We start from the raw sequence: 25,217 nt of genomic DNA, 5'->3' as shown, positions 1-25,217 counted from the left end.
TTGCCTTGTATGTCCCCGACACCGCCGACGCAGTGGCAGGTCGCGGCGGTGACGCGCGCGCAATTTGTTTCCGCTTGCGGTATTGACTGTTGAAGGAAAAATTGTGACCAAGCCTTTCTGGCTCGTTTCCCGTGGCGCCCTGGTCGGCGCCGCCGTACTGGCACTGGCCACGCCGGCCGCGTTTGCGGAGCCTGCCACTGATTCGCCGGCGACCACTTCCACCCCGTCGGCGCCGGCCAAGCCCACCGATGCACCGAAGCCGACGGACACGTCGAATCCGACGGGCACACCGAAGCCCACTGATTCAACGAAGCCCACGGAGTCGGGCAAGCCCAAGGAAACGGGGACGCCCGAGCCGTCGAAGCCCGGGGTTGAACCAGACAAGGCCGCGGGCGCCGTCTTCCTCGGTGACCTGGACGCCGGTGACGCGATCACGAGCACGGTCCGCAAGGGCGGCAACTACCGGATCGCGGCGTATTGCTCGGCCGGCAAGCCGACCGGCTTCAGCTCGCCGGTGCTGACGTTCGGCTCGTTGACCGCGGACAAGGACATCTGGCTGGCCAAGGCCACCGTGCGGACCGACGCGTCGCCGGGCCGCTACGCCATCACCGGTAAGTGTGGTGACCAGACGCTGAGCTGGTCGATCTCCGTGGTCGAGGGGGCCGCGAAGGTCAAGCACGGCAAGACCGTGGCCGCACAGCAGGCGAAGGCGAAGAAGCCGCAGGCCGCGATCAAGCCCAAGGGCAAGATCGAAACCGGCGGCGGTGCGTTGGTGCTGGGCTGACGGAGTGGAACGTCAGCGTGTGCGGGGTGGTCGTGGCCTGGCCGCGGCCACCCTGCTGGTGGCTGTTCTCCTGCCGGCCGGGTGCGGGGCGCAAGCCGGTGCCCCGCCCGCGGCCGTGCCACCGGTCCCGTCCGCCGTGGAGGTCGTCGAACCACCCGCGGCCGTCCAGATCCCGAAGATCGGCGCGGAATCCTCCCTGACCCAGGTCGGGTTCAATCCCGACGGATCGATGGAGATCCCGCCGGTCGACCAGCCACTGCAGGCCGCCTGGTACCGGCACAGCCAGGTGCCGGGCGAGCCGGGGCCCGCGGTGATCGTCGGGCACGTCGACGGCAACCACCGCCCAGGGATCTTCCACCGGCTGCGGGAGCTGAAGGAAGGCGACGAGGTCGTCGTGACCAAGGGCGACGGCACCCGCCAGCGGTTCACGGTCACCCACACCGTCCAGGTGGAGAAGGACCAGTTGCCGCCGGACGTTTTCGGTGGCACGGCGGAGCCGGAGTTGCGCCTGATCACCTGCGGCGGAACCTTCGACAAGACCGCGCGCAGCTATCGGGACAACATCGTCGTGTACGCCGGCCTCGCCGGGTAGTTCCGGGGTCGCCGGACCGGATTGGAGGAACCGTAATGACCATGACCGCGCCGATCGACGTCGCGGACGAGTTCGGCAGGCTCCGCGAGGTGTGTGTCGGGATCTTCGATCCGGACGCGGTGCTGGCGCCGGTGTCGTACTCGCTGCGGAAGTACCTGCCCGCGGAACTGGTGCGGCTGACCGAGGAGTCGGCCGGATGGTCGTTGCGGGAGATTGAGGGGCAGGAGCGGATCGAGGCGATTGGCCGCCAGCTGGACACTTTGGCCGCGCTCTATGCCGCGCACGGCGTACGCGTGCACCGGCCCCGGCGGCTGACCGAGTTCGAGGCCGGGTTCGTGGTGGCCGGCGGGGATCCGATGTTCGCGCGTGACCCGTTGCTGGTCATCGGGAATCGGGTGATCGAGACCTCGTTGATGATGCCGTCGCGGCGCAAGGAGATCTTCGCCTACCGCGACTTGCTCGCCGAGCGGCTGGCCGGGGACCCCGGGGCGAGTTACGTCGCGGTGCCGCATCCCGCGCCGGCTTCACCCGATCCGGTCATTCCCGATGGTGCCGGGCCGTTCCTCGAGGGCGGGGACGTGTTCGTGCTGGGGACGGATGTGCTGGTCGGCAACTCCGGGCTCGCCAGCAACCGGGCCGGGATCGAGTGGCTGGACCGGCTGTTGGGTCCGGCCGGCTACCGCGTGCACGAAGTCCCGCTGGCCGAGTGCTGGCTGCACCTGGACTGCGTGCTCGCGGTGGTACGTCCCGGCCTGGCGATCTGCCACCGCGACGGGCTGGCCGGGCGGGTGCCGGACGTGCTCGCCGGCTGGGACCTCATCGACGCCACTGCCGAAGAGGCCCATGCCATGGGCTGCAACACCGTCTGCCTGGCACCGAACACGGTGGTCATCCCGCAGGAGCACGGCAGGCTGATCGACGAGTTGCGGCAGCACCGAGCCGAGGTCGTCAGCGGATTCGGCTTCGACCTGGTCTCCGAGTTCGGCGGAGGAGTGCGGTGCGCGACCGTGCCACTGGTCAGAAGCCGGATGCCGGCGAACTGAGCACTATTCTAGTGCTAGAATAGTGAGATGGCTTCGGCGCTGACCGATGGGGAGTTGACGGTGCTCGGGCTGCTCGCCGAGCGGCCGCGCCACGGGTACGAGCTGGAACGGGTCATCGAGGAGCGGGGCGTGCGCGCCTGGACCGCGCTCGGCTTCTCCTCCATCTACTACGTGCTCGACAAACTGGCCAAGCGCGGCCTGATCGAAGCGGCCGGCGCTGCCTCGCCTGGGAAGTCGCGCGCCACCTTCCGGGTCACGGCGCTGGGCCGTGAGCTGTGCGCCGCAGCCACGCGTGACGCGCTGACGACGTTGACACCGATGCGCGCACGCGTGCTGATCGGGATGGCCAACAGCCAGGGCCTGCCGGACGCGGACGTGGCGACCGGGCTGACCCGGCGGCTGGAAGCGTTGCGAGAACAGCTCGCGGAAGTCCGGCTGACCCGCTCCGGGCAGGAACCCCTGCCCGCCTCCGCCATCGCGATCTTCGACTACAGCGAGGCCATGCTCGAGGCCGATATCGGGTGGACCGAGACCACATTGGACACACTCAGCACGGAGACCGCGATGGACAAGTACGACGTCAAAAAAGCCCATCGAGAGCTCTATTCGCCGCCGTCGAAGGAGTTCACCGTCGTCGAGGTGCCCGAGTTCCGGTACATCGCGGTCGATGGCCGGGGTGATCCGAACACCTCCGCCGCCTACGCCAACGCGATCGAAGCCCTGTACGGGGTGGCGTACTCGCTGAAGTTCGCCAGCAAGAAGAACCTCGGGCGAGACTTCGTGGTCGGCCCGTTGGAGGGACTGTGGCGAGCGGCCGACCCGACCGTGTTCGTCGCGCGGCGCAAGGAAACCTGGGAATGGACCATGATGATCGGCCAGCCGGACTGGATCAACGAAGACATGGTCCTGGATGCGGTCGCCGGAGTCTCCAAGAAGAAGGAGAACCCCGCGCTCGTAGACGTCCGGCTGCACACCCTCGTCGAAGGGACCTGCGTCCAGATCCTGCACCTCGGCTCCTACGACGACGAAACTCCCACCCTGGACCGCCTGCACAACCACTATCTCCCCGAGAACGGGCTCACCTTCAACGGTGACCATCACGAGATCTACCTCAGCGACGCACGCCGGACGGCACCAGCCAAGCTGAAAACGATCTTGAGGCAGCCGGTCAAGCCCGGGTAGCGGGTCATCCGTCCAGGAAGCGCAGCAACTCCCCGGTGACGAACTGGGGGTTCTCTTCGACGAGCCAGTGCCCCGCGTTCGGTACATCCACCGCGCGCACGATGTTTGTCAGGCGCGGGGCCGCGGTGGCGCGGATCGCGTCGAGCTGCCCCTGCGCGGTCATGAGCAGGGTCGGCACACTGGTCGGTGCCGCCGCCACCGCGTCGCGGACGTCCTTGTCGAGGGCGCGGTAGAGCTCGAAGCCGCCCGACAGTGCCTCGGGCCGCTGGTAGGTCCGTGCGAACTCGTCGATCTCGGCGTCGGTGAACGGGGACCGGTCCGAGGTGCCACCGAACGCCGTCCCGCCGAACGAGACCTGGGGGTAGAACAGCGCCAGGTAGTCGCGGACGTCGTCGCTGACCACCGTCTCGGGCACTCGGCGCTGGGCGTGGAAGGCGATGTGCCAGCTCAGCGAGCGGTAAGTGGACGCGTCGATCGCGGGCCCGGGGAGCGGTAGGTCCAGGTAGCCGAGGCGCGTGGTGTCGGCGGGGAACTGGGCGGCGTACTGGAACGCTACCGCGGCGCCGAAGTCGTGCCCGATGACGCGGGCATCCCGCACTCCGAGCTTGTCGGCGATCAGGGTGTGCACGTACCGCGCGAGGGTGGCTTTGTCGTAGCCGTTCGGCGAACCGGTGCCGTCGCCAAGGCCGGGCAGGTCGATGGCGTAGACGGTGTGCTGCTCGGCGAGCGCCGGCATGATCGGCCACCAGCCGTACCAGGTCTGCGGCCAGCCGTGGATCAGCACCACCGGCGTGCCGCTGCCGCCTTTCACGTAGTGCATGCGGACGCCGTCGACGTCGGCGAACTCGTGCCGGAAGGTCTTCTCGAACGCCGGGTCGCCCTGGGTGGCGGCGGCGTACGGGGGCACCTCGGCGGCCGGTGTGGAGCAGGCCGCGGTGGAGATCGTGAGCAGGATGGCGAGCGCGGCGGTAGTCACCGTGCGCGCGGATCGACGGGACGGTCGTGCTGCGGTGTTCATGTTTTCCTGTCCTGGAGAAGGGTTTTGGAGTCAGCGACCGGTAGCGCCGTCGATCAGCTCGCGGAGGATGTCCGCGTGGCCGGCGTGGCGGCCGGTCTCTTCGATCAGGTGCGTGAGTGCCCAGCGGACGCTGGGCGCGGGGCGTCCCGGCCGGGGGAGCGGTGCGCCGAGGTCGGTGCAGCCGTCGAGAACTTCGTTCGCCCGCTCGACCGCCTCCCGGTAGCGGGCGACGACCTCGGCCACGCTGTCCGCGGGTGCGGCCTGGAACGTCGCCTGCCAGTCGGTGACCTCGTCCCCGAGGAACATCGAGCACTCGACGAAGGTCAGGTGGTTGAGCAGGCCGAGCAGGTTCGTGCCCGAGGGCACCCCGGCCGTCCGGGCCTGCGGTTCGGGGGCGCCGTCGACCTTCGCGGCGATCGAGGCCCGGAGGTAGTCGAGGAAGCCGCGCAGGACTTCGGTTTCGCTGCTGCCAGTACGGGGTGGCGGGGTGTCGGCGCGGCGCTTGCGGCGGAAGGTGGTGGTGGGCATGGGTTTCTCCTTCTTGGCAGCAGGTCAGGCGGTGCGGCGGATGAGCAGGACGTGGTCGGTGACCTCGGCGATGCGCCCGCCGGGGCCGGTCGCGATCCGGCGGGGCGCGTCGGCCCGCTCGACCGTCCACTTCGCCGGGTCCAGCTCGATCTCCGCGGCGAGTTCCCGCGGGGTCTGGTAGCGGACGTCGGGATCCTGGTTCCACGACCACGGCGCGGTCGAGCCGTGCTCGACGACCAGCAGCAGCCCGCCACGGCGCAGCGCGTGCGCGGCCGTGCGCAGGACGGTCGTCCGGTCCAGGTCGAAGGACGTGTGCAGGTAGTGGGCGCAGATCAGGTCGAACTCGCCCGGCGGGAAGGACTCGTGCAGGTCGTGCCGTTCGGTGGTGACCAGGTCGCCAACGTCGCGGGCGCGGGCGAGGCCGGCGAGCCGCTCGACCGCCACGGCCGAGATATCGATCGCGGTGACGTGCCATCCTCGGCGGGCGAGCCACAGCGCGTCGCCGCCGTCGCCGCAGCCGAGGTCGAGCACGCGCCCTGGCGGCAGGTCCGTGACCGTCTCGGTGAGACGGTCGTTCGGCCGCGGGTCGGTGGCCGCCGGCCGGGCCGCGTAGACGCCGTCCCAGAACGTGACCGCATCGGTGGTGCTCATCGAGGCTCCTTCAGTCGGGATGCGCTCAGTTTCGCCAGGCTCACCGCGCTTTGGCACGGAATCTTGCGGTTATGGCAAGGTGGCGTCGTGGACCACGAAACGGAAGACGTGCTCGACGTGGTGGGGCCGCGGCTGCGCGCGCTGCGTCGCGACCGCGGCATCACCCTCGCCGACCTCGCGGCGACGACCGGGGTGTCGGAGAGCACCCTGTCCCGGCTGGAGAGCGGTCAGCGCCGCGCGACCTTGGAGCTGCTGCTGCCGCTGGCCCGTACCTACGACGTTCCGCTGGACGATCTCGTCGGCGCCCCGCGCACGGGCGATCCCCGGATCCACCTGAAGCCGATCCGGCGGTTCGGCATGGTCTTCATTCCGCTGTCCAGGCGACCGGGCGGTACCCAGGCGTTCAAGATGATCATTCCCGCCCGTGGAGAACCGCTCGAACCGACTCCGCAGACGCACGAAGGCTTCGAATGGCTTTACGTGCTCAACGGCCGCCTGCGGCTGGTGGTCGGCGAGCGCGACCTGATTTTGCCGCCCGGTGAGGCGGCCGAGTTCGACACGTCCATGCCGCACTGGCTGGGCAGCGCGGACGGCGGGGTGGTCGAGCTGCTCATCCTGTTCGGCCTGCAAGGGGTGCGCGCGCACGTGCGCGCGCACCAGTGATCAACCCGCTGGCCGCACCGTGCCCCGGCCGGCCACCGTCGCGACGACCGCCTGTCCGGCCGCGGCCACGCAGAGCAGGATGATCGGTGCGGACCAACCGGAACTGGCGGTGTGCAGCAGCCCGAAGATCACCGGTCCAACCGCGGCCAGCAGGTAACCGACCGACTGCGCCATCGCGGACAACGCGCCCGCCGCGGTCGCGTCCTCGGCGCGCAGGCTTAGGAACGCCAACGCGAGCACCAGGCAGGCTCCGCCGCCAAGACCGAGGACGACACTCCACAGCAACGCCCATCCCGGCGCCAGCAAGAGCCCGAGGTAGCCGGCGAGCATCACCACCGAACACGCCGTCGCCAGCGCGCGCTGGTCGCGCGCCCGCCGCAGCACGGCGGGCACCGCCAGGCTGGTCAACACCGCGACCGCCTGGAATCCGAACAGCAGCCAGCCCGCCGCGGCCGCACTCACGCCACTGTCCTGGAACACCTGGGGCAGCCAGGTCACGACGACGTAGAAGCCCAGCGACTGCAGTCCCATGAAGGCCGTGACCGCCCACGCCAGCGCCGATCCCCACGGCAACCGGTGTCCGCGAACCGCCTCCGCCGCCGGCCGCGAAGCCCGCATCCGCGGGAGCCACAGCACGACGGCCACCAGCGCGAGCACGATCCAGCAGCCCAGCGCGGTGGACCAGCCGCCGGGGGCGACCTGGCTGATCGGCACCGCCACCCCGGAGGCGACCGCGGCGACACCGCCCATCACGGTGGCGTAGGCGCTGGTCAGCAGCCCAACCCTGGCGGGGAAATCGCGCTTGATCAGGCTCGGCAGCAGCACGTTGCCCACGGCGATGCCGGCCCCGATCAGCACGGTTCCGGCGAACAGGGCGATCGCCGCCGGTACCCACCGGACCGCGATCCCCAGCGTCAGCACCACGAGCGCACCGCCGAGGAGCCGCTCGGGTCCCCACCGCGAGGCCAGCCGCGGAACCAGCGGGGACAGCACCGCGAACGCCAGCAGCGGCAGCGCGTTCACCAGGCCCGCCACCGCCGGAGCCAGCCCCAGTTCGGCCTGCACGCGATCCAGCAACGGCCCGACGCCGGTCAGGCTCGCCCGCAGGTTCGCCGCCACCACCAGCAGCCCCCACACCAGCAACGCCTGACCGGACCGCGGTTTCGGCGACTTCGGCGACTTCGGCGGCTTCGCGTCCGGTGAGAGCAGCTTCTGCCTGTTCATGCCCACCACGATCGAGCCGCGCCGTGGCGACAACCAGGCCGTGCCGAGGGTGGCCCCCGCGCGGCCACCCTGAGCAGTGCGCGATCAGCGGGCGGCGTCGTACGCTCGTGGCGTGGGCAAGCCGTTGGGGGATTTCATCCGGGCCAAACGCGACAGCATCCAGCCGGAATCCCTCGGCCTGCCGGACCGCGGCCGCCGCCGGTCACCGGGCCTGCGCCGGCTGGACCTCGCCGCGCGGGCCGGCATCAGCGTCGAGTACCTGACCCGCATCGAGCAGGGCCGTGACCGCAATCCGTCGACGGCGGTGATCAAGGCGCTCGCCGACGCGCTCGGCCTCGTCCCCTCGGAGCGCAACCACCTGAGCTACCTCGCGAAGATCACCCGCGGCGAATGCGCCGCTCACCTCCGGCCAACCCCACCGTCCCGGCAGGTGCGGCCGTCGGTCCTGGAGACACTCCGGCTCCTCGAACCGGGTATCGCCATCGTGGCCAACCGGCTCGGCGACGTCCTCGCCCGCACCAGCGGCTACGAGTCGGTCACCGGCGGAACCGGCCTGCTCGACGCGGCCTCGCCGAACCTCACCCGCTACGTCTTCACCGACCCCCGCGCCCGGACGTTCTTCACCGATTGGGACGACGTCGCGGACGAGCTGGCCTTCGACCTGTGGCTCGCACCGTCCATTGAGAACGTCGAATGGCTCACCGCTGAGCTCACCCCCATCGCCGGCCCCGACTTCACCCGCCGCCTGAACCGCCATCTGGTGCCGCGACGGGGAACTCTCCGGCTCAACCACCCGACAGGGCAAGAGCTTCAGTTCCTCCGCGAGACGCTCGAATTTCCCGCGGACGCCCAGCAGCTCGTCGTTTTCCTGCCCGCGGACGAACAAACGGCCAAGGCCCTCGACCAACTGCACCAGCCCCACGGCCGGCTCCGATCGATTTCGTAGCGACGTCCTGCCTTCCCGTGTGTCGGCAAGTGAGCGACCATAGGCGGATGGATGGGTCCCGGGATGGAAACGCGACGAACCGGTTGGGTGGCAACGGCAGCGGAAATGTCGTCCAGGCCCATACGATTCACGGCGGTGTGCATTTCAACGACGCATCGCTCGGTGTTCCCCATGACCCGCCGATCATCGTCACGTGGGAAATCCAGTCACGACCCCGCCTCGGCGGTTACCGGGAGAACCGTCTGATCCGGGTACTCGTCGAGGCGCATGACGCGCGGGCCGTGGTGCTGCACCGGTTCCGGCCGATTGTGCTGAGCCGGCGGTCACGGCTGGAGGCCGACCTTCAATCAGGGCTCATAGTGCGTGGTTTCGACGTGTGCCTGGACCCCGGCCGGGTCGGGGTGCGGCCCCGGGAAATGGACTTTCCGTTCACCGTGACGGCCAGTGATCCGGAGATGTTCGCTCTGGTGCCGCTATCGCAGGACTGGGTCCAATGGCGACTGGAACTGGCCTGGACGTGCGCGGGCCGCTCCGGCACCACGGTCATCCCCAAGGGCCGCCCTTTCCGCGCCCCCGGCGAGTTCCTCGGCCACCGGGCTGGCCACCCTCGTCGCCCTTCGGCATAAGGGCAAAAAGCCGGCTATTTGCCAAGGGCAGTGGTGACGACGTGTGCCGGGGCGTGAGGTTGCGTTCGGGTGGTTGATCCCATCCGCACGCATCTTCCCGGGGTAGGTGTGCATCTAACGGTGTGAGAGCCAACGAGGTGATCGTTTCACCGACCGAGACTTGCTAGGAGAGCATCATGGTGAACTACCGGAAGTCCCTGACCCTGGCCGGCGTTACCGCGACGATCGCGGCGGGTGGCTTGCTGGCCGGTGCCGGCGCCGCACAGGCCAACCCTTCGGACACCAACACCTGCCAGCCGGGCCAGGTCACCGCCGCGGCCGAGGAGGTTCCGTCGAACTCCGTGGACACGAAGAACTTCGTCGTCACCTTCTACGCCACGCCGGGCACGCAGTGCCTGCTCACCGGAACTCCGCGCGATCTGGTGTTCCACAGCGCGGGCGGCGCGGAACTCGGCGTGGACAGCTACTCCACCGGCTCGGAGAACACCCAGGTCTGGCTCGACGACACCCACCCGGCCCAGGTCGACCTGCACGCGCCGTACGCGCAGGAGCCCGGTGCGCCGGCCGCCGAGGCGACGTTCACCATGGCCAACTCCACCGACGGCGTTCCGTTCGCCATCGCCTGGCCCGCCGACGTGAACGGCCCGGTCGAGATCGGCTCCCTCACCGGCGGCAACCCCGGCTGACCGCCACCCGGCCGGCGCCCGGTTCTGAGATGGGGGCATGCGAGGCTTTTTGCGCATGCCCCCATCGATCGGGTGCGGGTGTCCCGCAAGATTCTGGGGAGGACCGGGCGCCGGCCCATGTCCACAAGCGACTCGGCGGCTAGGCGAACGGGGAGCAGGAGGCGCGGCCGATCGCGGCGTGCCCGAGCGGGGTGTCGTCCGCGCCGTACAGGTAGACGTGCATGGCGGTCAGGTCGAGACCGCCCATACCGTCCTTGAGGGTTTCGCGGAAGACCACCTTCGCCTTGGCCGCCGCGCCGTACAGGGTGCCGAGGACCCAGACCGTGGCGTTCTCCTCCACCGGGTTCGGCGCGGTGACCCCTCGGATGTTGCGAATGGTGAACCGCGCGTAGGTGGTGCCGGTGGCGGTGCCCTCGCAGCTCACTTCGTACTCCCCGGTGCGGATCCGCTGCCTGCCGGCGGTCACGAACGCGTCCAACTGGAAGCCTTCGCCCTGCACCTTGACCAGGTTCTTCTCCACATCTTCGTCGTGCACGCAGGACGCGGTCGCCTCGTCGTAGCGCACGACGCCGGTCTGACGGATCTCGTCGGAGGTCGCCGTGTTCTCGCCGTAGACGTCGCATTCCGCGAGCGGTCCGACCGGGGTGACCTGCCCGCTGCTCGCGGGCACCGCGGCCACCCCGGCGTTGCCGACCCCGTCCTCACCGACCGCGTTGGCGGGTGCCCCGACGCTCAGCGCCGCGATGACGACCGCACCCGTGACCCCGATTCGCCGCATGAACATCCGGATGAACATCACAGCCCCTTCCGCCGAGTTCCTGCTCGCATTTCCCCAGTCCGAGTGCGGGCGGATGCTGTTACCGGTTTTCGCGACGGCCACTCGTAGGTGCCGGCCGGTTCACTCCTCCGGGCCGAACCAGGCCTGCAGGTTCTCCGGGTTGATCGGCAGTGAGACGTGCTCGTGCGTGATCAGCCACCGGTCGGCCAACCGCCGGAAGCAGACCGTCGAGCGCACCCAGATCGCGAGGTCGAGCCCGTTCGTGCGCTTCCCGGAGTCCAGGTGCAGCATGTGCGCGAACGCGACATCCCCGCTCACCGCGGCGGTGGCGTCGCGGGTCTCCAGGCCGATGGGGCCGTCGTACTCGCCGAACCACCGCAGGAAGTTGCCGCGGACCTCCTCGAATCCCGCGAACCGGAGCGGGGGGATGACGTCGTAGTAGACGATGGCGGGGGAGTAGCAGGCCATCAGCCGGTCGATGTCCTTGTCCCGGCAGGCTTCGATCCGGCGCTCCCAGCTCGCCGTGATCTCGGATTCGTTCGTCCTCATCGTGTCCTCCGCAGGCTTCGACGGTCTTGTGGATCTCAGTGGATCTCAGCGGTCCGACGACGCACCCCTCCGGAACGTGAGGTGGCTACTTTTCGAGTGCCCGGCGTTGCGCCGGACTCAGCCGGTCCGGTCTCGCGATCAGGAGGTACGTCTCGGGTCCGATAGCCCGCAGGGCAAGGGGATCGGCGACGGCCGGCTCACTTCGGAGCGCGGCCACGGCGGCGGTGATGCGGTCCCGTGGCCAGTCGAGCGCGGTGGCCAGTGTGCCCAGGGTGAGCGGCCGGCCGGCGTGCACGAAGGCGGCGAGCACGGTCAGCGCGTCGTACCCGACGGCCTCCGCGAGGGTGCTGCCGCTCATCTGCTCGCTGAGCCTGCCGAAGAACTGGCCCATCGTGGCGAGCCGGGCGCCCGCGATGGTGCCGGCGCCGAAGATCTCGATGCCCCGCTGCGCGGCGGTCGCGATCTCGCCGTGCGCGCCGGTGTCGGCCTGCCACGCCCGGAGCCAGACGTCGTCGTCGATGAGGTACCGCTCGCGGCGCCCACCGGAATCCGGCCGGCGCGCCACCAGCTCCATGGCTTCGAGGTAGCCGATGGACTTGGACACCGACGCCGGGCTGACCTGCAGCCGGCGCACCAGGTCGGCCGCCGTCAGGCCACCGGCGTCGGCGGTGAGCAGGCAGACGAACACCCGGGCGGTCATCCGGGGCATGCCGGTCGCGGCCAGCAGGGCCGCGAACTGGTCCACGAAGCCGCGCACCACGTCGGTCGGCTGCCCGTCGTCCGTCGGCTCGGCGGCCCGGGCCGGCTTGCGCCGGCGGGCGCGGTGGCCGGCGGCCTGGTGCGCGTCGTCGGCCAGGTAGTCGCCGGTCGCACCGTTGCGTGCGACCTCGCGGCTGATGGTGGACGTCGGCCGGCCGAGCCGCCGGCCGATTTCGGCGTAGCCGAGCCCGTCGGCCAGCCATACCGCGATCAGCCGTCGGTCCTCGTGGGTCAGCCTGCCTACTGGCACCGGTACACCTCCTCTTGCGTTCAAGCACAGTACATTGCAACGGCCGGTCAGGGTATTTGCATTTACTCACAACCCTGTTGCAACGATTGGCGCCAATAGCCACATATCTAGCTCAACCTCGTTGACGAGTTTTGAAACGCAACGTAGCTTTCGCGCATCTGGAAAAGGGAGGAAAAATGCACGTGCTGGCCGTGTCGACCGTCTCGGACGACGGCAAGTTCTGGAGTGGCCTGAAGAAGGCGCACGCGAAGCTCCCCAAGGGCGCCAAGTGGAAGCTGGCGGTGGCGAGCAAGGACGGGACCAAGGCGGTGAACATCATCACCCACGACTCGATCGACGGAGTCCGGGAGTTCTTCGAGGCGCACGCCGGCGCTTACGCCACGACGGAGTACTTCGAAGCGGACGCCGCGAACGCGGTGGGTCTCCCGCGATGACGATCGACGTGCCGCGGATTCGCGCCAGTGTCGCCGAACTCCTGGCGGAGTACGGGATTCCGAGCGCCGCGATCGGCGTGCTGCAGCACGGGGAGATCGTCGAGTTCGCGGTCGGGGTCAAGAACGTGGAAACGCGGGAGCCCGCGACGACGGACACCGTCTACCAGTGCGGCTCCATGACCAAGACGTGGACCGCGCTGGCCTTCATGCAGCTCGTCGACGAGGGGAAGGTCGAGCTGGACGAGCCGCTGCGGACCTGCCTGCCCGGTTTCACGGTGGCCGATCCCGCGGCGAGCGCCGAGGTCACTCCTCGGCACCTGCTGTTCCACACCAGCGGTATCGAGGAAGCCTACGGTGATCCCGGCGAGGACGACGACGTTTACCAGTGCATGCTCGAGAACAGTGCCGACGCACCGCAGGTTTTCCCGCCTGGCCACACCCACGGCTACAGCGCGGCGCTGGGTTACGCGACCCTCGCGCGGATTCTGGAGTTGCACGACGGCAAGCCCTGGGACGAAGTCATACGGGATCGTCTCTTCGACCCGATGGGGCTGACCAGCACGAACAGCCGGCGCGAGCAGGTGGACGAAACCAGGGCCGCGACCGGGCACCTGATCCGGTCACTGGCGGAGGGCCCCATCGTCACACCGATGGACTACCTGCCGTGTGCCTTCGGCCCCGGCGGCAACATCACCTCGACGACAAGGGAAGTGCTCGCGATGGCGCACGTCCTGCTGCGTGAAGGCATGGCACCGAACGGAAAACGCGTCGTTTCGGCCGAAAGCGTCCGGGAGATGATGTGTTCACGGGTGCCCGTACCGGATCCGTACCTGTTCGGGCCGGAATGGGCGCTCGGCCTGATCGTGTGCGACTGGCACGGCGAAACCGTCTACGCGACCGACGGCAGCACGATCGGCCAGAACGCCCGGCTGCGGCTGCTGCCGGACTCGGACACCGCGATCGTGCTGCTGACCAACGGCGGACCGCGGGAAAGCTTCTACCGCACCGTGTTCAACGAGATCCTGGCCGAGCTCGGCACGGTCACCATCCCGGACCTGCCCGCACCGGACCCGGCGCTGAACCTCGATCCGTCCTGCTATGTCGGCGTCTACCAGCGGCCCGGTGCGCGATACGAGGTGTCGGCCGAAGACGGGAAGCTGTACCTCACCTTGTTCCTCGACCCGATGCAGGCCGAGTTCCTCGGGAAACCGGACCGCATCCGCTACGAGCTGCTCCCGGTGAGCGAAACGCATTTCCTGATGCCGCCGTCGGATTCGCTGGAGGACACCCAGACGGTCGCGATCTACGACTTCGCGAACGGAATCGCCCGGTACCTACACACCAACTGCCGGGTGCACCCGCGGTCAGGGTGACCGTGCTCATTCGCTGATGGTGACCGTGCCCAGCGTGGTGTTCTGGTCGGGGAGCAGGCCGCATTCCGAGGTGAAGGTGCCCACCCCGGTCGGCCCGCCGTCCGCCTTCTTCGGAGTCAGGGTGACCGCGAAGTCGCCGACCGTGATGGTCGCCGTGCCCGGGGCGTCGAACGACAGCTCGGGCGAGGCGCCGTCCGCGACCACGTCGAAGGGGCCGGTTGCGGGCAGGGTGGTGACCGGCACGGTCAGCGGAACGGTGATGTCCAGCCGCTTGTCCACCGGGTAGGCCACGGTCGCCGCCGCGGCCGCGGTGCCTTCGAGGGTGGCCGCGTCGACAAGGTGCAGGCCGTCGTTCGCGCGGGCCGGTGCGGTGGCGATGGCGTGCACGGCGATCGGCGGGACCGGCTGGCCGACCTTGACCTCGTCCGGTAGCGCCGCGTCGATCGTCAGCTCGACCGGCTGGAAGACGAGTAGGGGGAACGGGCAGTTGTAGCTCAGCTTCAGCGATACCGGCCCGGCCGTGCTGCCGCCGGCCGGTGCGGTGCCGCCTGCCAGCAGCACGGCCGCGCCGGCGATCGCGACCAGTGTTTTCGTGAAGACAGGTCCCCGTGCACGAAATGGTTTCACCGGGCACTCCAGGATAGGTCCGGGCGAGGGCGGCGGTAATTGCGCGTCGAATGGACGTTAGCCGGTCTTCCGGTCTCCGGACAAGGGCATCGACCGTACAGAAATGGGGCAGTGAAGCGAAAATTCTTCGCGGTGCCGGCATTGTCAGTGGAATGAGCATGCCGGCGCGGGAAGTTGTATTCGGTCGTAGGTTCAGCACATCTGTACGAACGCGATGCGGGTGCACCCGGAGCCGGGTGACAACCTTCGAGGTCCTGCCCGCCGGAGCGTTGTCAACCGGGTGGCTCGTCCGCGACCATCGCGGCATGCGTGAATATCGCCATGGTGGCCGGGGTCCGCGGGCCTGGTTGATCCGGATGCTGTGCCGGATCTTCGTCAAGCCCACGCTGGCCTGGTGGCCGTTGCGCGGCCCGCTGTCGCGGATGATGCCGTTGGTGAACCTGGTGCTGCGGGTGGTTCCGCGGCTGCGGTCCACCGAAGTCGAGCGGGTGGACGGCGGGAGCTGGCGGGGTGAGCTGGTGAAGCCGCGCGGAGCCGGCGATATCACCGGTGCCGCCGGTGCGGTGCTGTACCTGCACGGCGGCGCTTTCCTCTTCTGCGGGCTGGCGACCCACCGGCGCGTGGTGGAACGGCTGGTGCTGCGCACCGGGCTGCCGGTGTTCTCGGTGGAGTACCGGCAGCTTCCCAAGGGGCGCCTGGACGCGTCGCTCGCGGACGCCACCGAGGCGTTCCGCTGGCTGGTGGCCAGGGGGATCAAGGGCGAGTCGATTGTCTGCGTCGGCGATTCCGCCGGCGGGCATCTGGCGTTCGCGCTGGCGCTGAAGGCCTCGGGCGCCGACCTCGCCCGCCCGGCCGGCGTGGTCGGCCTGTCGCCGTGGCTCGACTTCGACAGCGTGGCGAAGCAGGCACATCGCAATGTCCGCCGGGACGTGTTCATTCCGGCCAAACGGCTGTCCCGGGTGGGTGTGCTGTGCGCGGGGGACGGCACCGGTGTCGTCGATGCGGTGCTGTCGCCGGTCAACGGTGACCTGGCCGCGCTGCCCCCGGTGCTCATCCAGTGCGCCGAGGACGAGGTCCTGCGGTGCGACGCGGAGCTGATGGCGGACCGGCTCGGCGCCGCGGGCGTCCCGCACAAGCTGCAGATCTGGCAGGGGCAGGTGCACGCCTTCCCGGTACTCGGTCATGTGCTGCCGGAGAGCAGGGCCGCGCTCGACGAGATCGCGGCGTTCGTCGGCGAAGTCCTCGACACCGAGACCGCCCGCTCCGCCTGACAGCCCGCAGGCGTGACCTCGATGCCGGTCGGTGCGACAATCGTCGCCTTGACCGTGCTGCGGCTGGAGGAAACCGGATGGCAGGCTTGGACGAGCAGGTTCGGGCGCGGCTCGAGGCACCGAACTTCTGGCATCTGGCCACGGTGAACCAGGACGGTTCCCCGCACGTGACACCCATGTGGGTCGATGTCGAAGGCGACCACATCGTGCTCAACACCGCTGTCGGCCGGGTGAAGGACGAGAACCTGCGCCGGGACGCCAGGGTGTCACTGTCCTGTGTGGACACGGAGAATCCGTATGACCGGATCATGATCCGTGGCCGGGTCGTCGAGTTCGTGGAAGGTGCGGAGGCCGAGCGCTGCATGGACCGGCTGGCGAAGAAGTACGTCGGAACAGACCGCTACGAATGGCTCATTCCCGGGGAGCGACGGGTCAAGATCCTCGTCGAGCCGACCAGCGCCCGCCACATCGTCGGAGTCGAACCCTTCCGGTCCGCCTACCTCGGCCAGGCGTCACCTTAACGACCCCGACTACACGGATAGTTCTAGGTCCGCTGGCCGGCGAGGGCTTCGGCGACGGTGAGGCTGTCCTCGTAGACGGCGTAGCGGGTGATCAGTCCGTTTTCGACGGTGAGGTGGAGCGCGCAGAGGGCGCGGTACGGCTTGCCGGTGGTCCGCACCGTCTGCCGGATGTCGCCGAGCACGATCGCGTCCGTGCCGTCCACCAGAACGCGGGACGCCGTGCCGGCCGACTTTTCGGGGATGTGGAAGGCGGCTATTTCCCGGAAGTGGCCGGCGACGTCGGCGCGGGTGGAGCGTGGCCGGATCCACGGCACCGCCGGGTGACCGCCCTCCGGCCAGTTCAGCTGCCAGTCGACGTGTTCGGCGAACAGCTCGGCGATCCGGTCCGGGTCGCCTTCGCCGAGCCGGCGAAGGAACTCCTGTGCGGTGGCCTGCGTGCTCGTCTTCGTCTCGATGTCCATGAGCGGGAGGCTATTGCGGCTTCACTGACATCTTCTGTCAGTGTAATTTAGACAAGTCGAACTGACCCCAGTTCGGCATCTCAGCACATCTGCTCGCGGTGGTACCCGTTCAGCGGTACACCACGCATAGTGATCATTCTTTACTGAGTGTAGTAGTTTTCTCTTTGGTGTGATCCAAGGGACCCCGCCGCGTGGGCGTGGCCCTCCCACGTGGGAGCAGGGGTTGACGATGGTCGCTACCGAGGGCGTGGTCACGGGCAGGACGGCGGAGCAGATCCTGCGAGACGTCCGCGGCGCGGTGGATCGCCGGTTGCGGGTGGTGGTGGCGGATCGGCTGGCCGAGCCCACCCGTGCCGTCGCCGGGTATCACTTCGGCTGGTGTGACGTCCAGGGGCGCCTGACCAGGGGAGGCAGTGGGTCCGGTAAGGCGATCCGGCCGGCGTTGGTGTGTTTGTGCGCTCAGGCGGTGGGCGGCGTGGCCGAGCGAGCGGTGGATGCGGCGGTCGCGGTGGAGCTGGCGCACAATTTCACGCTGTTGCACGACGACATCATGGACGGCGACACCGTCCGTCGGCATCGGCGCACGGTGTGGTCGGTGTTCGGAGTGCCGGCCGCGATCCTGGCCGGGGACGCCCTGTTGGTCCTGGCCCTGGACGTGCTGGCGACGTCTCCCGTCCCGGGGGCTGCCGAGATGGTCCGCATGCTGTCCGGCGCACTGCTCAAGATCGTTGCTGGTCAAGAAGCGGACATGGCTTTCGAACAGCGCGATGTCGTGAGCTTGGACGAGTGCGTCGCGATGGCCGGGAACAAGACCGCCGCCCTGCTGGGGTGTGCCTGCGCGCTGGGTGCGCTGTTCGGCGGCGCCCCCAGTTCGGGGGTTGCGCGGCTGCACGAGTTCGGCACGCGCCTCGGGCTGGCGTATCAGCTGGTCGATGACCTGCTCGGGATCTGGGGCGAGCCCAGTGTGACGGGCAAACCGGTGCGCGCGGATCTGCGGGCAGGCAAGAAGTCCCTGCCCGTGGTCGCTGCTTTGACGTCGGGGACCGCCGCCGGCCGCCGATTCACCGAGCTGTACCGGCGTTCCGAACCCCTCACCAAGGCCGACCTGGATCTTGCCGCAGAGCTCATCGAGCAAGCCGGAGGCCGCCACTGGGCCCAAACGGAAGCCGATCAGCACCTGCGCCGGGCATTGTCGTGCCTACGGTCAGCTTCTCCCGAACCACGAGCCGCCGCCGAACTGACCACGGTGGCGGAGCTGATCACCCGCAGGAACCACTGATGAACGACTCACTTCCGGGCCGCGGGGATCTCGTGGTCACTCGAGCGGACATCGAGGATCCGAATCCCACAACCAGCCCACGGGCCAGTGAGGAACTGTGACGATGAACGAGGAGTTCGACCAGGAGCTGACGGAGTTCGTCGAGTTGCAATACACCCAACGACTCGCGCAATCGGATCTCGATACGTTCGTCGCGGCGCTCAACGATCGATGGCGCGATGTGCGGTTCGCCCTCGATATGGAGTTCTATTCGCGGGCATATGCCGATATCGAGCACGCGTTCGGCGAGTACGACCTGCTCCGGTACCTGAGGAAGGGGCACTACGATGCGATCGCGGCCGGGTTGGGATTCTGTGCGATCTGCCATGAGATGGGTCCGGACTCGGACTATCAGCGGGTGCTGGTCGACGGCATCTTGTGCGTGTACATGGCCATCCTCGACGACATCAACTACGACGCCGCCATCGACCTGCGCGACATCATCTATCCGTTCGACCCAGAGATCCGCACCACCCGCCACCGGCATTTCGTCGAGCAAACACGCGCCCTGCTCACCTCCGTCTTCGCGGCGCTGCCCGCCCCGTGGTCGGACCTCATCGTCGACATCCACAACATCACCTATTTGAGCTACTACAACGAGCAGTTCATCCAGCGCAAGCCAATCACTTTCTACGTCTACAACTATTATCGGATGTCGTCCATCGCGATCCCCTACACCAATGTCCTGAAGGGCTACCTGGAAGACCGCGCCGATTGGTACACGCACTCCGGACTACTGCGGCTCAAGTGCTTCGAGGTGGAGACCACGCTGCTGCTCGGCTACGCCCAGGACCTGGTGTCGACCAACCGGGAAGAAGCACTCAACGAAGTCACCAACCTGATGCGCCTCGTCGATCCCTGCGACGACCCCATGTCTTTGATCCTGCGGCAAACCGATCTCATGCTACGCCGCTACGACGAACTGAAACCCGACGAGTTCGCCGAATTCCTGTTCCGGCAGATCAAACTGATGTTCGCCTGGTACCTGGTAAGTCAGCGCTATTTCGACCACCAGATCAGCACTACGCACCGCAAGCTCCTTGCCGACCTCGACGTCGAAATCCCCGGCCCCCTCGTCGACCTGCGCACCGTATGACGCCAACACCCACCACGACAGGAGGTGGGCCGGCGCGAGGCGCCGTTCTGGCCGGGAGCCGGTCGACGATCGCGGCGCAGAGCCGCGGATCGGTGAACGCTGCCACGGCCATCAGTGAAGTGCGGCAGACTCACCGGCATGCGCGCGAGCCGACTGGTGTCCATCCTGCTGCTCCTGCAGGTAAGGGAGCACCTGACGGCACAGGAACTGGCCGACACCCTGGAGGTCTCCGTGCGCACCGTCTACCGCGACATGGAGTCCCTCAGCGCGGCGGGCGTGCCGCTGTACGGCGAACCCGGTCACGACGGCGGATATCGGCTGCTCGGCGGTTTCCGGACCCAGCTGACCGGGCTGACCGCCGAGGAGGCCGATTCGCTGTTCCTGACCGGGTTGCCGGCGGCCGCTGCCGACCTGGGCATGGGCGCTGTGGTCACCGCCGCACAGCTCAAGCTGATGGCCGCGTTGCCGGCCGAACTGCGCGACCGCGCCGGCCGGATCACGCGGCGGTTCCACCTCGACGCCCCGGAGTGGTACCGCGATGCCGACCGCACGCCGCGGTTGAGCGCGCTCGCGGACGCGGTGTGGAACGACCACGCCGTGCGGATCCGCTACCTGCGCTGGGCCGAACCCCACGAGATCACTCGGACAGTGGAGCCGTACGGGCTGGTGTTCAAGGCCGGTCGCTGGTACCTCGTGGCCGGCGCCGCCGGAGAGATCCGCACCTACCGCGTCTCGCGGATCGTGGAGCTGCACGTCCTCGATGAGCGGTTCGACCGGCCCGAAGGATTCGACCTGGCCGACTACTGGCGGGACTACCTGAAGACCTTCGACGCGCGCCGCCACCGCGACGAGGCGACCGTTCGCTTGTCTCCCAGTGCTTTCGACCGGTTGCCCCACTTGTGGGACTCGGCCATGGCCGACGCCGCACAGCGGAGCGCCACGACCGACGCCGATAGCTGGATCCGGGTGACCGTCCCGATCGAGTCCGTCGAACAGGCGCTTCCCGAACTGCTCAAACTCGGCGCCGACGCTGAAGTCCTCGCCCCGGCAGGACTCCGCGAGCACATCATCGAGGAACTCGACGCCCTGACCCGCAGCTACCGGCTGGCCGGCCTGACCTGAGCACGCGACATGCCCTCGTCGAGGTGCTGCCGCGCGGCTTCCACGTTGATGACCGTGTCCCCGGCGATGCTGCCGGTCGCCTGCGGGGGCGCGGTTCGCACTCGAGGCGATCGAGCTGGCGCACCGGCATCCCGACCCGCCCCAGGCCGTCGACACGACCTTCACCCTGCTCGAACACGGCTGGGCGGCCACCCACTCCGGCACTTGAACCCGCCGCGCGAGCGAGAACGCTCAATGGCAGGGGTTCGACCCGACGCGATCGCGGCCGACATGAAGCCGTCCGGAGAACTGCTCTCGGCGCTGGAGATCGCCACCGTGCTCGACCTGCCGGAACACGAGGCCGAACGAGTCCTCGCCACGATTCGCTCGTCCACTGGATGAGTCTCGGCTCGATGGACCGTTCGTCTATTGTGGACTATCCGGACGGCGCGTTGCTGAGGTCCACGACGCAGAACAGGTTGCCGTCCGGATCGGCCAGCACCACGAAATCCGGTTTCGGCGGATACCGGTCCCAGCCGGGGTCGCGCGCGCCGAGCCCGATCAGCCGCCGCACCTCGGCCCGCTGTTCCGCGGCGGTGTCGACGAGCAGGTCGAGGTGGATCCGCGGGAGTGCTTCGGCGGGTGACTCGCTGCGCATCAGGCCCAGCGCTCGCCCGGACCCGTCCGCGTGCTCCAGCGTCCGCCAGTTCTCGCTCGCCCACTCGGCGCTTTCCACCAGGTCCAGCGCCGAGGTCCAGAAGGCCGTGGCGCGCGGGATGTCCTGCACGCCGATCACCGGAAAACCGAGTCTGAGCACCGGTCGGTCCGCCTCCTTCAGTTCGGGTACACCGCTGCATACCCAGCGCGCGACGCGTCCACACCCCAACCTGGGCGAGCGATAGGTTGCCTGGCATGACCGAGCCCGTACCCGCCGCCTGGCCGCCTGCCCCGATCAGGACCGAGCGGCTCGTGCTCCGCGAGTCCGAGGCCCGGGACCGCGCGGCGTTCATCGAGCTGTTCGCCTCGGCTGAGGTGGGCACCTACATCGGTGGCGCTCGACCGCGTGCTGAGCTCGAGCGCACGGTGTCCGAGGTGCCCGGGCGGCGCTTCGGCCTTTTCGTGATCGAGTTGGACGGAGCGATGGTCGGCATGATCACGCTCGACCGGCGCGACGCGGAGCGCCAGGGTCACGTCCGTCCGGAGGCCGGGGAGACCGAACTCGGCTACCTGTTCCTGCCGTGGGCGTGGGGATGCGGGTACGCCGCCGAGGCGTGCGCGGCGGCACTCGACTGGTTCGCCGGCGCGCTTCCCGGCGAGCCGGTGGTGCTCTGCACTCAGGCCGCCAACGACCGCTCGATGCGCCTCGCGGCGAAGCTGGGGTTCACCGAGGTGGAGCGGTTCGAGGAGTACGGCGCCGAGCAGTGGTTCGGCGTGTGGTCCGCGGAATCAGGCATCCAGCAGTGAGCCGGGGTCGATCTGGCTGTAGGCGCCAGGGGTCTGGCCGGTGACGCGGCGGAAGGCGTTGATGAAGGCGCTGGGTTTGCGGTAGCCGACGGCTCGGGCGGTGGCGTTGACCGACGCTCCGTTGGCCAGGTGGTGCGCGGCGGCGCGGACGCGGATGTGGGTGCGCCACTGGGCGAAGGTGCGGCCGGTTTCGCTGAGGAACAGGCGTGACAGGGTGCGGACTCCGGCGTGCACCTCCTGCGCCCAGCCGGCCAGTTCGCGCGGGTCGGCCGGGTTGGCGAGGAGACGTTCGGCGATGGTGCGCACCCGGGGGTCGGTCGGCATGGACACGTGCAGGGTGTTGGTGGGCAGCGGGGTGAGCAGGTCGAAGACGAGCACTTCGGCATGCCGCCGGCCCGGCGCCTCGGGCCCGGTTCGCTGCAGGTGCAGGACGAGTTCGCGCAGCAGCGGTGTCATCACCACGCCGATGGGCTCGGACCAGGTGATCGGGCAGTGGCCGGGGGTGAAGCGCACGACGCACAGTTCGCCGGCCTGCAGGGTGGTCGCGGTGTGCTCGATGCCGCCGGGAACCCAGATTCCGTAGGCGGGCGGCACCAGCCAGTCCCGTGACGTGGTGGTCACCGTCACGGTCGCGGTGGCGGTCCACAGCAGCATGGGCTCGGCGTGGACGTGCGGCGCGACATACCGGCGAGGCTCGACCCCGGTCCGGTCGATGCTCAGGATCGGCGAGATCGGCGAGGTCACAGTTTCGTCCGAATTGATCATTGCCGTCCTAGGGGTTGGCCGTCGCGGGGCATCGGTTGGCCGTTGCGCGCCTGAAAACCAGCTTACGTTAGGTATGCCTAACTAGCCCAGAACGGTTGTCGAAGGAGCAGATATGGATTCGCTGACCACCGCACCGGTCGCCGATGTACTAACCCGCTTGTTCAACGAGGCGGAAGCCGCGGATCGGCAGTTGTACGAATCCCTCAGCGGCGAGAGCGTCACACGACTGCTTGAAGAGTCGAAGGACTACAAGAAGCGCTACAAAACGCTCGCGGGTAACTTCCTGAACATTTCGGAAGAATTCGGTCAATTCCTCTACATCTGCGCGCGGGCCTGCCAGGCGCGGCGCATCGTGGAGTTCGGCACCTCGTTCGGCATCTCAGCCATCTATCTGGCCACCGCGCTCAAAGACGGCGGCGGTGGCCGGTTGGTCGGGACCGAACTCGAACCCACGAAAGCACAGCGCGCGCGGAAAAACCTCGCGGCCGCCGGCCTGACCGAGTTCGTCGACATCCGAGTCGGCGACGCGCTGGAAACCCTCCGCGGCGGTGTCGGCGGGGCGGTGGACCTGGTGCTGCTCGATGGCGCGATCGGGCTCGACCTTCCCGTCCTGGAACTGCTCGAACCCCACCTGCGGCCCGGCGCGCTGGTGATCGCCGAAAACGCCATCGGGGAATCGACCGAGTACCTCAACTACGTCCGCGACCCGGGCAACGGATACCGCACCGTGTCCCTGCCCTTCGAAAAGGGCCACGGAAACGAAATGTCGGTGTTCGCCCGATGAGCAACCTCGACGGAAAGGTCGCACTGGTCACCGGCGGCAGCCGGGGCATCGGGCGGGGCATCGCCGAACGCCTGGCTCGGGACGGCGCACTGGTCGCCGTGCACTACGGCAGCAACGAGGCGGCGGCCAAGGAGACCGCCGCGACCATCGCCGGTGCCGGCGGCCGGGCGTTCGTCGTGGGCGCCGAACTGGGCGTTCCCGGCGACGTGGACACGCTCGTGGCTGGGCTGGAAGCCGGGCTACGCGAACATGGGGAATCGACGATCGACATCCTGGTGCACAACGCGGGGCTCAACTTCATGGGGCGGCCGATCGAGGTGCTCACCCCAGGGGAGTTCGACCAGATGGTCGCGGTCAACGTCAAGGCACCGTTCTTCCTCACCCAGCGGCTGCTGCCACGGCTACGCGACGGCGGTCGGATCATCAACATCTCCTCCGTCTCCACCCGGGTGGCCTCGGCCCACGGCATCGGCTATCCGCTCACCAAGGGCGCGCTCGACGTGTTCAGCCACACCCTGGCCAAGCACCTCGGCCCACGCGGGATCACCGTCAATTCCGTCGGAGTCGGCTTCACCCACACCGACATGACCGCCGGCGTGCTGGCCGATCCGGCGAACGAGGAGCGCGACATCGGCCTGACCGCACTCGGCCGGATCGGCCAGGTCCCGGATATCGCCGATGCGGTCGCCTTCCTGGCCTCCGACGACGCTCGCTGGATCACCGGTACCAAGGTCGACGTCACCGGCGGCGTCAACCTTTAGCGGCCGTTGGGAAGGATATGGGCCGCGGTCGCGGTGATGGTTTCCAGCGCGCGGGAGATGACGGGGCTTTCCCTGGCGCCCATGCGGGTGACCGCGAGGATCCGGCGGGCGGGGGCGGGTTCACCGCGCAGCGGGATGCGGGCGACCGGCCAGTGGCTGTGCAGCCGGGCCAGGCGGGGGACGAGGATGACCCCGAAGCCGTGTGCGACGAGCGCGGTGCCGGTGTCCCATTCGTCGGCGTGGTGGGCGATGTCGGGGGAGAAGCCGGCCGCCATGCAGGCGGTGACGACGAGGTGGTGGTAGGTGCTGCCCGGGGTGCCGAGGATCCAGGGTTCGTTCGCGGCGTCGGCGAGGGTGACGGTGGTGCGCCCGGCCAGTGCGTGTTCGGCGGGGGTGACCAGGTCGAGCGGGTCGTCGAGCAGCGGCTGCTGGTCGAAGCGCCGGTCCGACAGCGGCGGGGTGTCCGCGGTGACGATCACCAGCGCCAGATCGGCGTCGCCGGCCAGCAGCAGGTCGAAGCAGCGGGTGGGCTCGGCTTCGATCAGGCGCACGGTGAGCTGGGGATGGCTGTCGCGCAGCCCGGCCGCGGCCGGCGGCAGGAGATGTGTTGCGGCGGTGGAGAAACCGCACAGGGTGAGCGACCCGGCGGGTTCGTCGGCCAGTGCCGCCAGCTCGGCCTGCGCGCGTTCCCATTGCGCGTGCAGGAGTTCCGCGTGGCGCAGCAGGGCGCGAGCGGCGGCGGTGAGCCGGGTCTTGCGTCCCTGCGGCACCAGCAGGCTGACGCCGAGCTCGGCCGAGAGCTGGCGGAGCTGGTAGGAGACCGCGGACGGCGTGTAGTTCAGCGCCTGCGCGGCGGCGGTGACGGTGCCGTGCTTGGCGACCAGCTGGAGCACGCGGAGCCGGCTGTCAATCATGCAAGGATTTTGCACGGTTTTCTTCGTGAACGTTTGATTGCCCTCCAA

General features: G+C 68.8%; 32 protein-coding genes. 19 read left to right on the top strand and 13 right to left on the bottom strand.

Annotation, left to right across the window (positions count from 1 at the left end; translation table 11 throughout):
- The first annotated feature begins 103 nt into the window (after positions 1-103).
- From AMYNI_RS0109260 to AMYNI_RS48030, 4 genes are read left to right on the top strand one after another with little or no spacing between them, the layout of a single operon-like run.
- Positions 104-784: a hypothetical protein gene (locus AMYNI_RS0109260; protein ID WP_020667727.1), complete on the top strand. Its 681-nt coding sequence runs from the start codon at positions 104-106 to the stop codon at positions 782-784.
- 4 nt (positions 785-788) lie between these two features.
- Complete coding sequence (locus tag AMYNI_RS0109255) at positions 789-1,376, top strand: class F sortase (protein ID WP_211225476.1); 588 nt, start codon at positions 789-791, stop codon at positions 1,374-1,376.
- 35 nt (positions 1,377-1,411) lie between these two features.
- Positions 1,412-2,419 (top strand): dimethylarginine dimethylaminohydrolase family protein, encoded by a 1,008-nt coding sequence (locus AMYNI_RS44180; protein WP_020667725.1) that lies wholly within the window; start codon positions 1,412-1,414, stop codon positions 2,417-2,419.
- Between the two features lie 27 nt (positions 2,420-2,446).
- Entirely contained in the window at positions 2,447-3,601 is a 1,155-nt protein-coding gene (locus AMYNI_RS48030) for a GyrI-like domain-containing protein (RefSeq protein ID WP_020667724.1), read from the top strand.
- 4 nt (positions 3,602-3,605) lie between these two features.
- Here AMYNI_RS48030 and AMYNI_RS0109240 read toward each other — a convergent pair whose 3' ends face one another.
- Genes AMYNI_RS0109240 through AMYNI_RS0109230 form a run of 3 tightly spaced genes read right to left on the bottom strand, consistent with a single transcriptional unit; the run spans position 3,606 to position 5,798 of the window.
- Positions 3,606-4,619 (bottom strand): alpha/beta fold hydrolase, encoded by a 1,014-nt coding sequence (locus tag AMYNI_RS0109240; protein ID WP_026360225.1) that lies wholly within the window; start codon positions 4,617-4,619, stop codon positions 3,606-3,608.
- Positions 4,620-4,649: 30 nt separating this feature from the next.
- A complete protein-coding gene (locus AMYNI_RS0109235; protein WP_020667722.1) occupies positions 4,650-5,147 on the bottom strand; it encodes a DinB family protein in 498 nt (165 codons plus the stop codon).
- 24 nt (positions 5,148-5,171) lie between these two features.
- On the bottom strand, positions 5,172-5,798 hold the full coding sequence (locus AMYNI_RS0109230; RefSeq protein WP_020667721.1) for a class I SAM-dependent methyltransferase: 627 nt from the start codon (positions 5,796-5,798) through the stop codon (positions 5,172-5,174).
- Positions 5,799-5,885: 87 nt separating this feature from the next.
- On the opposite strand from AMYNI_RS0109230, the gene AMYNI_RS0109225 reads away from it, so the two are divergent.
- On the top strand, positions 5,886-6,461 hold the full coding sequence (locus AMYNI_RS0109225; protein ID WP_020667720.1) for a helix-turn-helix domain-containing protein: 576 nt from the start codon (positions 5,886-5,888) through the stop codon (positions 6,459-6,461).
- Here the strand turns inward: AMYNI_RS0109225 and AMYNI_RS0109220 are convergent, their stop codons facing one another.
- A complete protein-coding gene (locus AMYNI_RS0109220) occupies positions 6,462-7,685 on the bottom strand; it encodes an MFS transporter (protein WP_020667719.1) in 1,224 nt (407 codons plus the stop codon).
- Positions 7,686-7,797: 112 nt separating this feature from the next.
- Here AMYNI_RS0109220 and AMYNI_RS0109215 point away from each other — a divergent pair, with 112 nt between their 5' ends.
- From AMYNI_RS0109215 to AMYNI_RS0109205, 3 genes are all read left to right on the top strand, one after another.
- A complete protein-coding gene (locus AMYNI_RS0109215) occupies positions 7,798-8,631 on the top strand; it encodes a helix-turn-helix domain-containing protein (protein ID WP_020667718.1) in 834 nt (277 codons plus the stop codon).
- 47 nt (positions 8,632-8,678) lie between these two features.
- Entirely contained in the window at positions 8,679-9,257 is a 579-nt protein-coding gene (locus tag AMYNI_RS0109210) for a hypothetical protein (protein WP_157357311.1), read from the top strand.
- Positions 9,258-9,433: 176 nt separating this feature from the next.
- A complete protein-coding gene (locus AMYNI_RS0109205; protein WP_020667716.1) occupies positions 9,434-9,943 on the top strand; it encodes a hypothetical protein in 510 nt (169 codons plus the stop codon).
- 139 nt (positions 9,944-10,082) lie between these two features.
- On the opposite strand, the gene AMYNI_RS0109200 is transcribed toward AMYNI_RS0109205, so the two are convergent.
- The 3 genes from AMYNI_RS0109200 to AMYNI_RS0109190 form a co-directional block, all read right to left on the bottom strand.
- A complete protein-coding gene (locus AMYNI_RS0109200; protein ID WP_020667715.1) occupies positions 10,083-10,739 on the bottom strand; it encodes a hypothetical protein in 657 nt (218 codons plus the stop codon).
- A 102-nt stretch (positions 10,740-10,841) separates the two neighbouring features.
- Positions 10,842-11,270: a YybH family protein gene (locus tag AMYNI_RS44175; RefSeq protein WP_020667714.1), complete on the bottom strand. Its 429-nt coding sequence runs from the start codon at positions 11,268-11,270 to the stop codon at positions 10,842-10,844.
- Between the two features lie 85 nt (positions 11,271-11,355).
- Complete coding sequence (locus tag AMYNI_RS0109190; RefSeq protein ID WP_020667713.1) at positions 11,356-12,279, bottom strand: GbsR/MarR family transcriptional regulator; 924 nt, start codon at positions 12,277-12,279, stop codon at positions 11,356-11,358.
- Positions 12,280-12,455: 176 nt separating this feature from the next.
- On the opposite strand from AMYNI_RS0109190, the gene AMYNI_RS0109185 reads away from it, so the two are divergent.
- Both AMYNI_RS0109185 and AMYNI_RS0109180 read left to right on the top strand, forming a co-directional pair.
- Entirely contained in the window at positions 12,456-12,713 is a 258-nt protein-coding gene (locus tag AMYNI_RS0109185; RefSeq protein WP_020667712.1) for a hypothetical protein, read from the top strand.
- Complete coding sequence (locus AMYNI_RS0109180) at positions 12,710-14,086, top strand: serine hydrolase (protein WP_020667711.1); 1,377 nt, start codon at positions 12,710-12,712, stop codon at positions 14,084-14,086. Before AMYNI_RS0109185 ends, AMYNI_RS0109180 begins: the two co-directional genes overlap by 4 nt.
- Positions 14,087-14,092: 6 nt before the next feature.
- Here AMYNI_RS0109180 and AMYNI_RS0109175 read toward each other — a convergent pair whose 3' ends face one another.
- Positions 14,093-14,713: a DUF6801 domain-containing protein gene (locus AMYNI_RS0109175; protein WP_026360224.1), complete on the bottom strand. Its 621-nt coding sequence runs from the start codon at positions 14,711-14,713 to the stop codon at positions 14,093-14,095.
- 305 nt (positions 14,714-15,018) lie between these two features.
- Between AMYNI_RS0109175 and AMYNI_RS44170 the strand changes: the two genes are divergently transcribed.
- Both AMYNI_RS44170 and AMYNI_RS0109165 read left to right on the top strand, forming a co-directional pair.
- A complete protein-coding gene (locus tag AMYNI_RS44170) occupies positions 15,019-15,984 on the top strand; it encodes an alpha/beta hydrolase (RefSeq protein ID WP_040406725.1) in 966 nt (321 codons plus the stop codon).
- A gap of 77 nt (positions 15,985-16,061) precedes the next feature.
- On the top strand, positions 16,062-16,505 hold the full coding sequence (locus AMYNI_RS0109165) for a PPOX class F420-dependent oxidoreductase (protein ID WP_020667708.1): 444 nt from the start codon (positions 16,062-16,064) through the stop codon (positions 16,503-16,505).
- Between the two features lie 23 nt (positions 16,506-16,528).
- On the opposite strand, the gene AMYNI_RS0109160 is transcribed toward AMYNI_RS0109165, so the two are convergent.
- On the bottom strand, positions 16,529-16,966 hold the full coding sequence (locus tag AMYNI_RS0109160) for a nuclear transport factor 2 family protein (RefSeq protein ID WP_020667707.1): 438 nt from the start codon (positions 16,964-16,966) through the stop codon (positions 16,529-16,531).
- 229 nt (positions 16,967-17,195) lie between these two features.
- Between AMYNI_RS0109160 and AMYNI_RS0109155 the strand changes: the two genes are divergently transcribed.
- The 3 genes from AMYNI_RS0109155 (at position 17,196) to AMYNI_RS0109145 (ending at position 20,502) form a co-directional block, all read left to right on the top strand.
- Positions 17,196-18,245: a polyprenyl synthetase family protein gene (locus tag AMYNI_RS0109155; RefSeq protein WP_020667706.1), complete on the top strand. Its 1,050-nt coding sequence runs from the start codon at positions 17,196-17,198 to the stop codon at positions 18,243-18,245.
- A gap of 103 nt (positions 18,246-18,348) precedes the next feature.
- Positions 18,349-19,380: a hypothetical protein gene (locus tag AMYNI_RS0109150; protein ID WP_020667705.1), complete on the top strand. Its 1,032-nt coding sequence runs from the start codon at positions 18,349-18,351 to the stop codon at positions 19,378-19,380.
- Positions 19,381-19,518: 138 nt separating this feature from the next.
- Positions 19,519-20,502 carry a helix-turn-helix transcriptional regulator gene (locus tag AMYNI_RS0109145; RefSeq protein WP_040406723.1) on the top strand — a complete coding sequence of 328 codons (984 nt, stop codon included), beginning with the start codon at positions 19,519-19,521 and terminating at the stop codon, positions 20,500-20,502.
- Here AMYNI_RS0109145 and AMYNI_RS50495 read toward each other — a convergent pair.
- The gene (locus AMYNI_RS50495; protein WP_020667703.1) at positions 20,478-20,603 is read right to left on the bottom strand and encodes a hypothetical protein; all 126 of its coding nucleotides are present in this window, start codon (positions 20,601-20,603) and stop codon (positions 20,478-20,480) included. The two genes, AMYNI_RS0109145 and AMYNI_RS50495, sit on opposite strands and share 25 nt — an antisense overlap.
- A 133-nt stretch (positions 20,604-20,736) precedes the next feature.
- Here AMYNI_RS50495 and AMYNI_RS48940 point away from each other — a divergent pair, with 133 nt between their 5' ends.
- Positions 20,737-20,883, top strand: a complete 147-nt coding sequence (locus tag AMYNI_RS48940; protein ID WP_020667702.1) for a hypothetical protein — start codon at positions 20,737-20,739, stop codon at positions 20,881-20,883.
- A 34-nt stretch (positions 20,884-20,917) separates the two neighbouring features.
- Here the strand turns inward: AMYNI_RS48940 and AMYNI_RS0109130 are convergent, their stop codons facing one another.
- Positions 20,918-21,298 (bottom strand): VOC family protein, encoded by a 381-nt coding sequence (locus AMYNI_RS0109130; RefSeq protein ID WP_020667701.1) that lies wholly within the window; start codon positions 21,296-21,298, stop codon positions 20,918-20,920.
- A gap of 95 nt (positions 21,299-21,393) precedes the next feature.
- Here AMYNI_RS0109130 and AMYNI_RS0109125 point away from each other — a divergent pair, with 95 nt between their 5' ends.
- Positions 21,394-21,945, top strand: a complete 552-nt coding sequence (locus AMYNI_RS0109125) for a GNAT family N-acetyltransferase (protein WP_020667700.1) — start codon at positions 21,394-21,396, stop codon at positions 21,943-21,945.
- Here the strand turns inward: AMYNI_RS0109125 and AMYNI_RS0109120 are convergent.
- Positions 21,928-22,689, bottom strand: a complete 762-nt coding sequence (locus tag AMYNI_RS0109120) for a helix-turn-helix domain-containing protein (protein ID WP_211225475.1) — start codon at positions 22,687-22,689, stop codon at positions 21,928-21,930. The genes AMYNI_RS0109125 and AMYNI_RS0109120 overlap by 18 nt on opposite strands.
- Before the next feature lie 133 nt (positions 22,690-22,822).
- Here AMYNI_RS0109120 and AMYNI_RS0109115 point away from each other — a divergent pair, with 133 nt between their 5' ends.
- Together AMYNI_RS0109115 and AMYNI_RS0109110 are read left to right on the top strand one after the other, a co-directional pair.
- A complete protein-coding gene (locus tag AMYNI_RS0109115) occupies positions 22,823-23,494 on the top strand; it encodes an O-methyltransferase (protein WP_020667698.1) in 672 nt (223 codons plus the stop codon).
- A complete protein-coding gene (locus tag AMYNI_RS0109110) occupies positions 23,491-24,255 on the top strand; it encodes an SDR family oxidoreductase (RefSeq protein WP_020667697.1) in 765 nt (254 codons plus the stop codon). Before AMYNI_RS0109115 ends, AMYNI_RS0109110 begins: the two co-directional genes overlap by 4 nt.
- Here AMYNI_RS0109110 and AMYNI_RS0109105 read toward each other — a convergent pair.
- Complete coding sequence (locus AMYNI_RS0109105; protein ID WP_020667696.1) at positions 24,252-25,169, bottom strand: LysR family transcriptional regulator; 918 nt, start codon at positions 25,167-25,169, stop codon at positions 24,252-24,254. The two genes, AMYNI_RS0109110 and AMYNI_RS0109105, sit on opposite strands and share 4 nt — an antisense overlap.
- Positions 25,170-25,217 lie beyond the last annotated feature (48 nt).

Source organism: Amycolatopsis nigrescens CSC17Ta-90 (genome assembly GCF_000384315.1).
GTDB lineage: Bacteria > Actinomycetota > Actinomycetes > Mycobacteriales > Pseudonocardiaceae > Amycolatopsis > Amycolatopsis nigrescens.
The sequence above is the reverse complement of the archived record's forward strand: the minus strand, read 5'-3'. Positions and strand labels throughout refer to the sequence as shown.

Excerpts from the sequence above, each read along its gene's own strand:
- AMYNI_RS0109185 (WP_020667712.1), top strand. The coding sequence starts at position 12,456 with ATGCACGTGCTGGCCGTGTCGACCGTCTCGGACGACGGCAAGTTCTGG.
- AMYNI_RS44180 (WP_020667725.1), top strand. The coding sequence starts at position 1,412 with ATGACCATGACCGCGCCGATCGACGTCGCGGACGAGTTCGGCAGGCTC.
- AMYNI_RS0109180 (WP_020667711.1), top strand. The coding sequence starts at position 12,710 with ATGACGATCGACGTGCCGCGGATTCGCGCCAGTGTCGCCGAACTCCTG.
- AMYNI_RS0109200 (WP_020667715.1), bottom strand. The coding sequence starts at position 10,739 with ATGTTCATCCGGATGTTCATGCGGCGAATCGGGGTCACGGGTGCGGTC.
- AMYNI_RS48940 (WP_020667702.1), top strand. The coding sequence starts at position 20,737 with ATGGCAGGGGTTCGACCCGACGCGATCGCGGCCGACATGAAGCCGTCC.
- AMYNI_RS0109205 (WP_020667716.1), top strand. The coding sequence starts at position 9,434 with ATGGTGAACTACCGGAAGTCCCTGACCCTGGCCGGCGTTACCGCGACG.
- AMYNI_RS0109230 (WP_020667721.1), bottom strand. The coding sequence starts at position 5,798 with ATGAGCACCACCGATGCGGTCACGTTCTGGGACGGCGTCTACGCGGCC.
- AMYNI_RS0109155 (WP_020667706.1), top strand. The coding sequence starts at position 17,196 with ATGGTCGCTACCGAGGGCGTGGTCACGGGCAGGACGGCGGAGCAGATC.
- AMYNI_RS0109115 (WP_020667698.1), top strand. The coding sequence starts at position 22,823 with ATGGATTCGCTGACCACCGCACCGGTCGCCGATGTACTAACCCGCTTG.
- AMYNI_RS0109220 (WP_020667719.1), bottom strand. The coding sequence starts at position 7,685 with ATGAACAGGCAGAAGCTGCTCTCACCGGACGCGAAGCCGCCGAAGTCG.
- AMYNI_RS0109165 (WP_020667708.1), top strand. The coding sequence starts at position 16,062 with ATGGCAGGCTTGGACGAGCAGGTTCGGGCGCGGCTCGAGGCACCGAAC.
- AMYNI_RS0109110 (WP_020667697.1), top strand. The coding sequence starts at position 23,491 with ATGAGCAACCTCGACGGAAAGGTCGCACTGGTCACCGGCGGCAGCCGG.
- AMYNI_RS0109150 (WP_020667705.1), top strand. The coding sequence starts at position 18,349 with ATGAACGAGGAGTTCGACCAGGAGCTGACGGAGTTCGTCGAGTTGCAA.
- AMYNI_RS48030 (WP_020667724.1), top strand. The coding sequence starts at position 2,447 with ATGGCTTCGGCGCTGACCGATGGGGAGTTGACGGTGCTCGGGCTGCTC.
- AMYNI_RS44175 (WP_020667714.1), bottom strand. The coding sequence starts at position 11,270 with ATGAGGACGAACGAATCCGAGATCACGGCGAGCTGGGAGCGCCGGATC.
- AMYNI_RS0109240 (WP_026360225.1), bottom strand. The coding sequence starts at position 4,619 with ATGAACACCGCAGCACGACCGTCCCGTCGATCCGCGCGCACGGTGACT.
- AMYNI_RS0109235 (WP_020667722.1), bottom strand. The coding sequence starts at position 5,147 with ATGCCCACCACCACCTTCCGCCGCAAGCGCCGCGCCGACACCCCGCCA.
- AMYNI_RS0109125 (WP_020667700.1), top strand. The coding sequence starts at position 21,394 with ATGACCGAGCCCGTACCCGCCGCCTGGCCGCCTGCCCCGATCAGGACC.
- AMYNI_RS44170 (WP_040406725.1), top strand. The coding sequence starts at position 15,019 with ATGCGTGAATATCGCCATGGTGGCCGGGGTCCGCGGGCCTGGTTGATC.
- AMYNI_RS0109145 (WP_040406723.1), top strand. The coding sequence starts at position 19,519 with ATGCGCGCGAGCCGACTGGTGTCCATCCTGCTGCTCCTGCAGGTAAGG.
- AMYNI_RS0109160 (WP_020667707.1), bottom strand. The coding sequence starts at position 16,966 with ATGGACATCGAGACGAAGACGAGCACGCAGGCCACCGCACAGGAGTTC.
- AMYNI_RS0109105 (WP_020667696.1), bottom strand. The coding sequence starts at position 25,169 with ATGATTGACAGCCGGCTCCGCGTGCTCCAGCTGGTCGCCAAGCACGGC.
- AMYNI_RS0109210 (WP_157357311.1), top strand. The coding sequence starts at position 8,679 with ATGGATGGGTCCCGGGATGGAAACGCGACGAACCGGTTGGGTGGCAAC.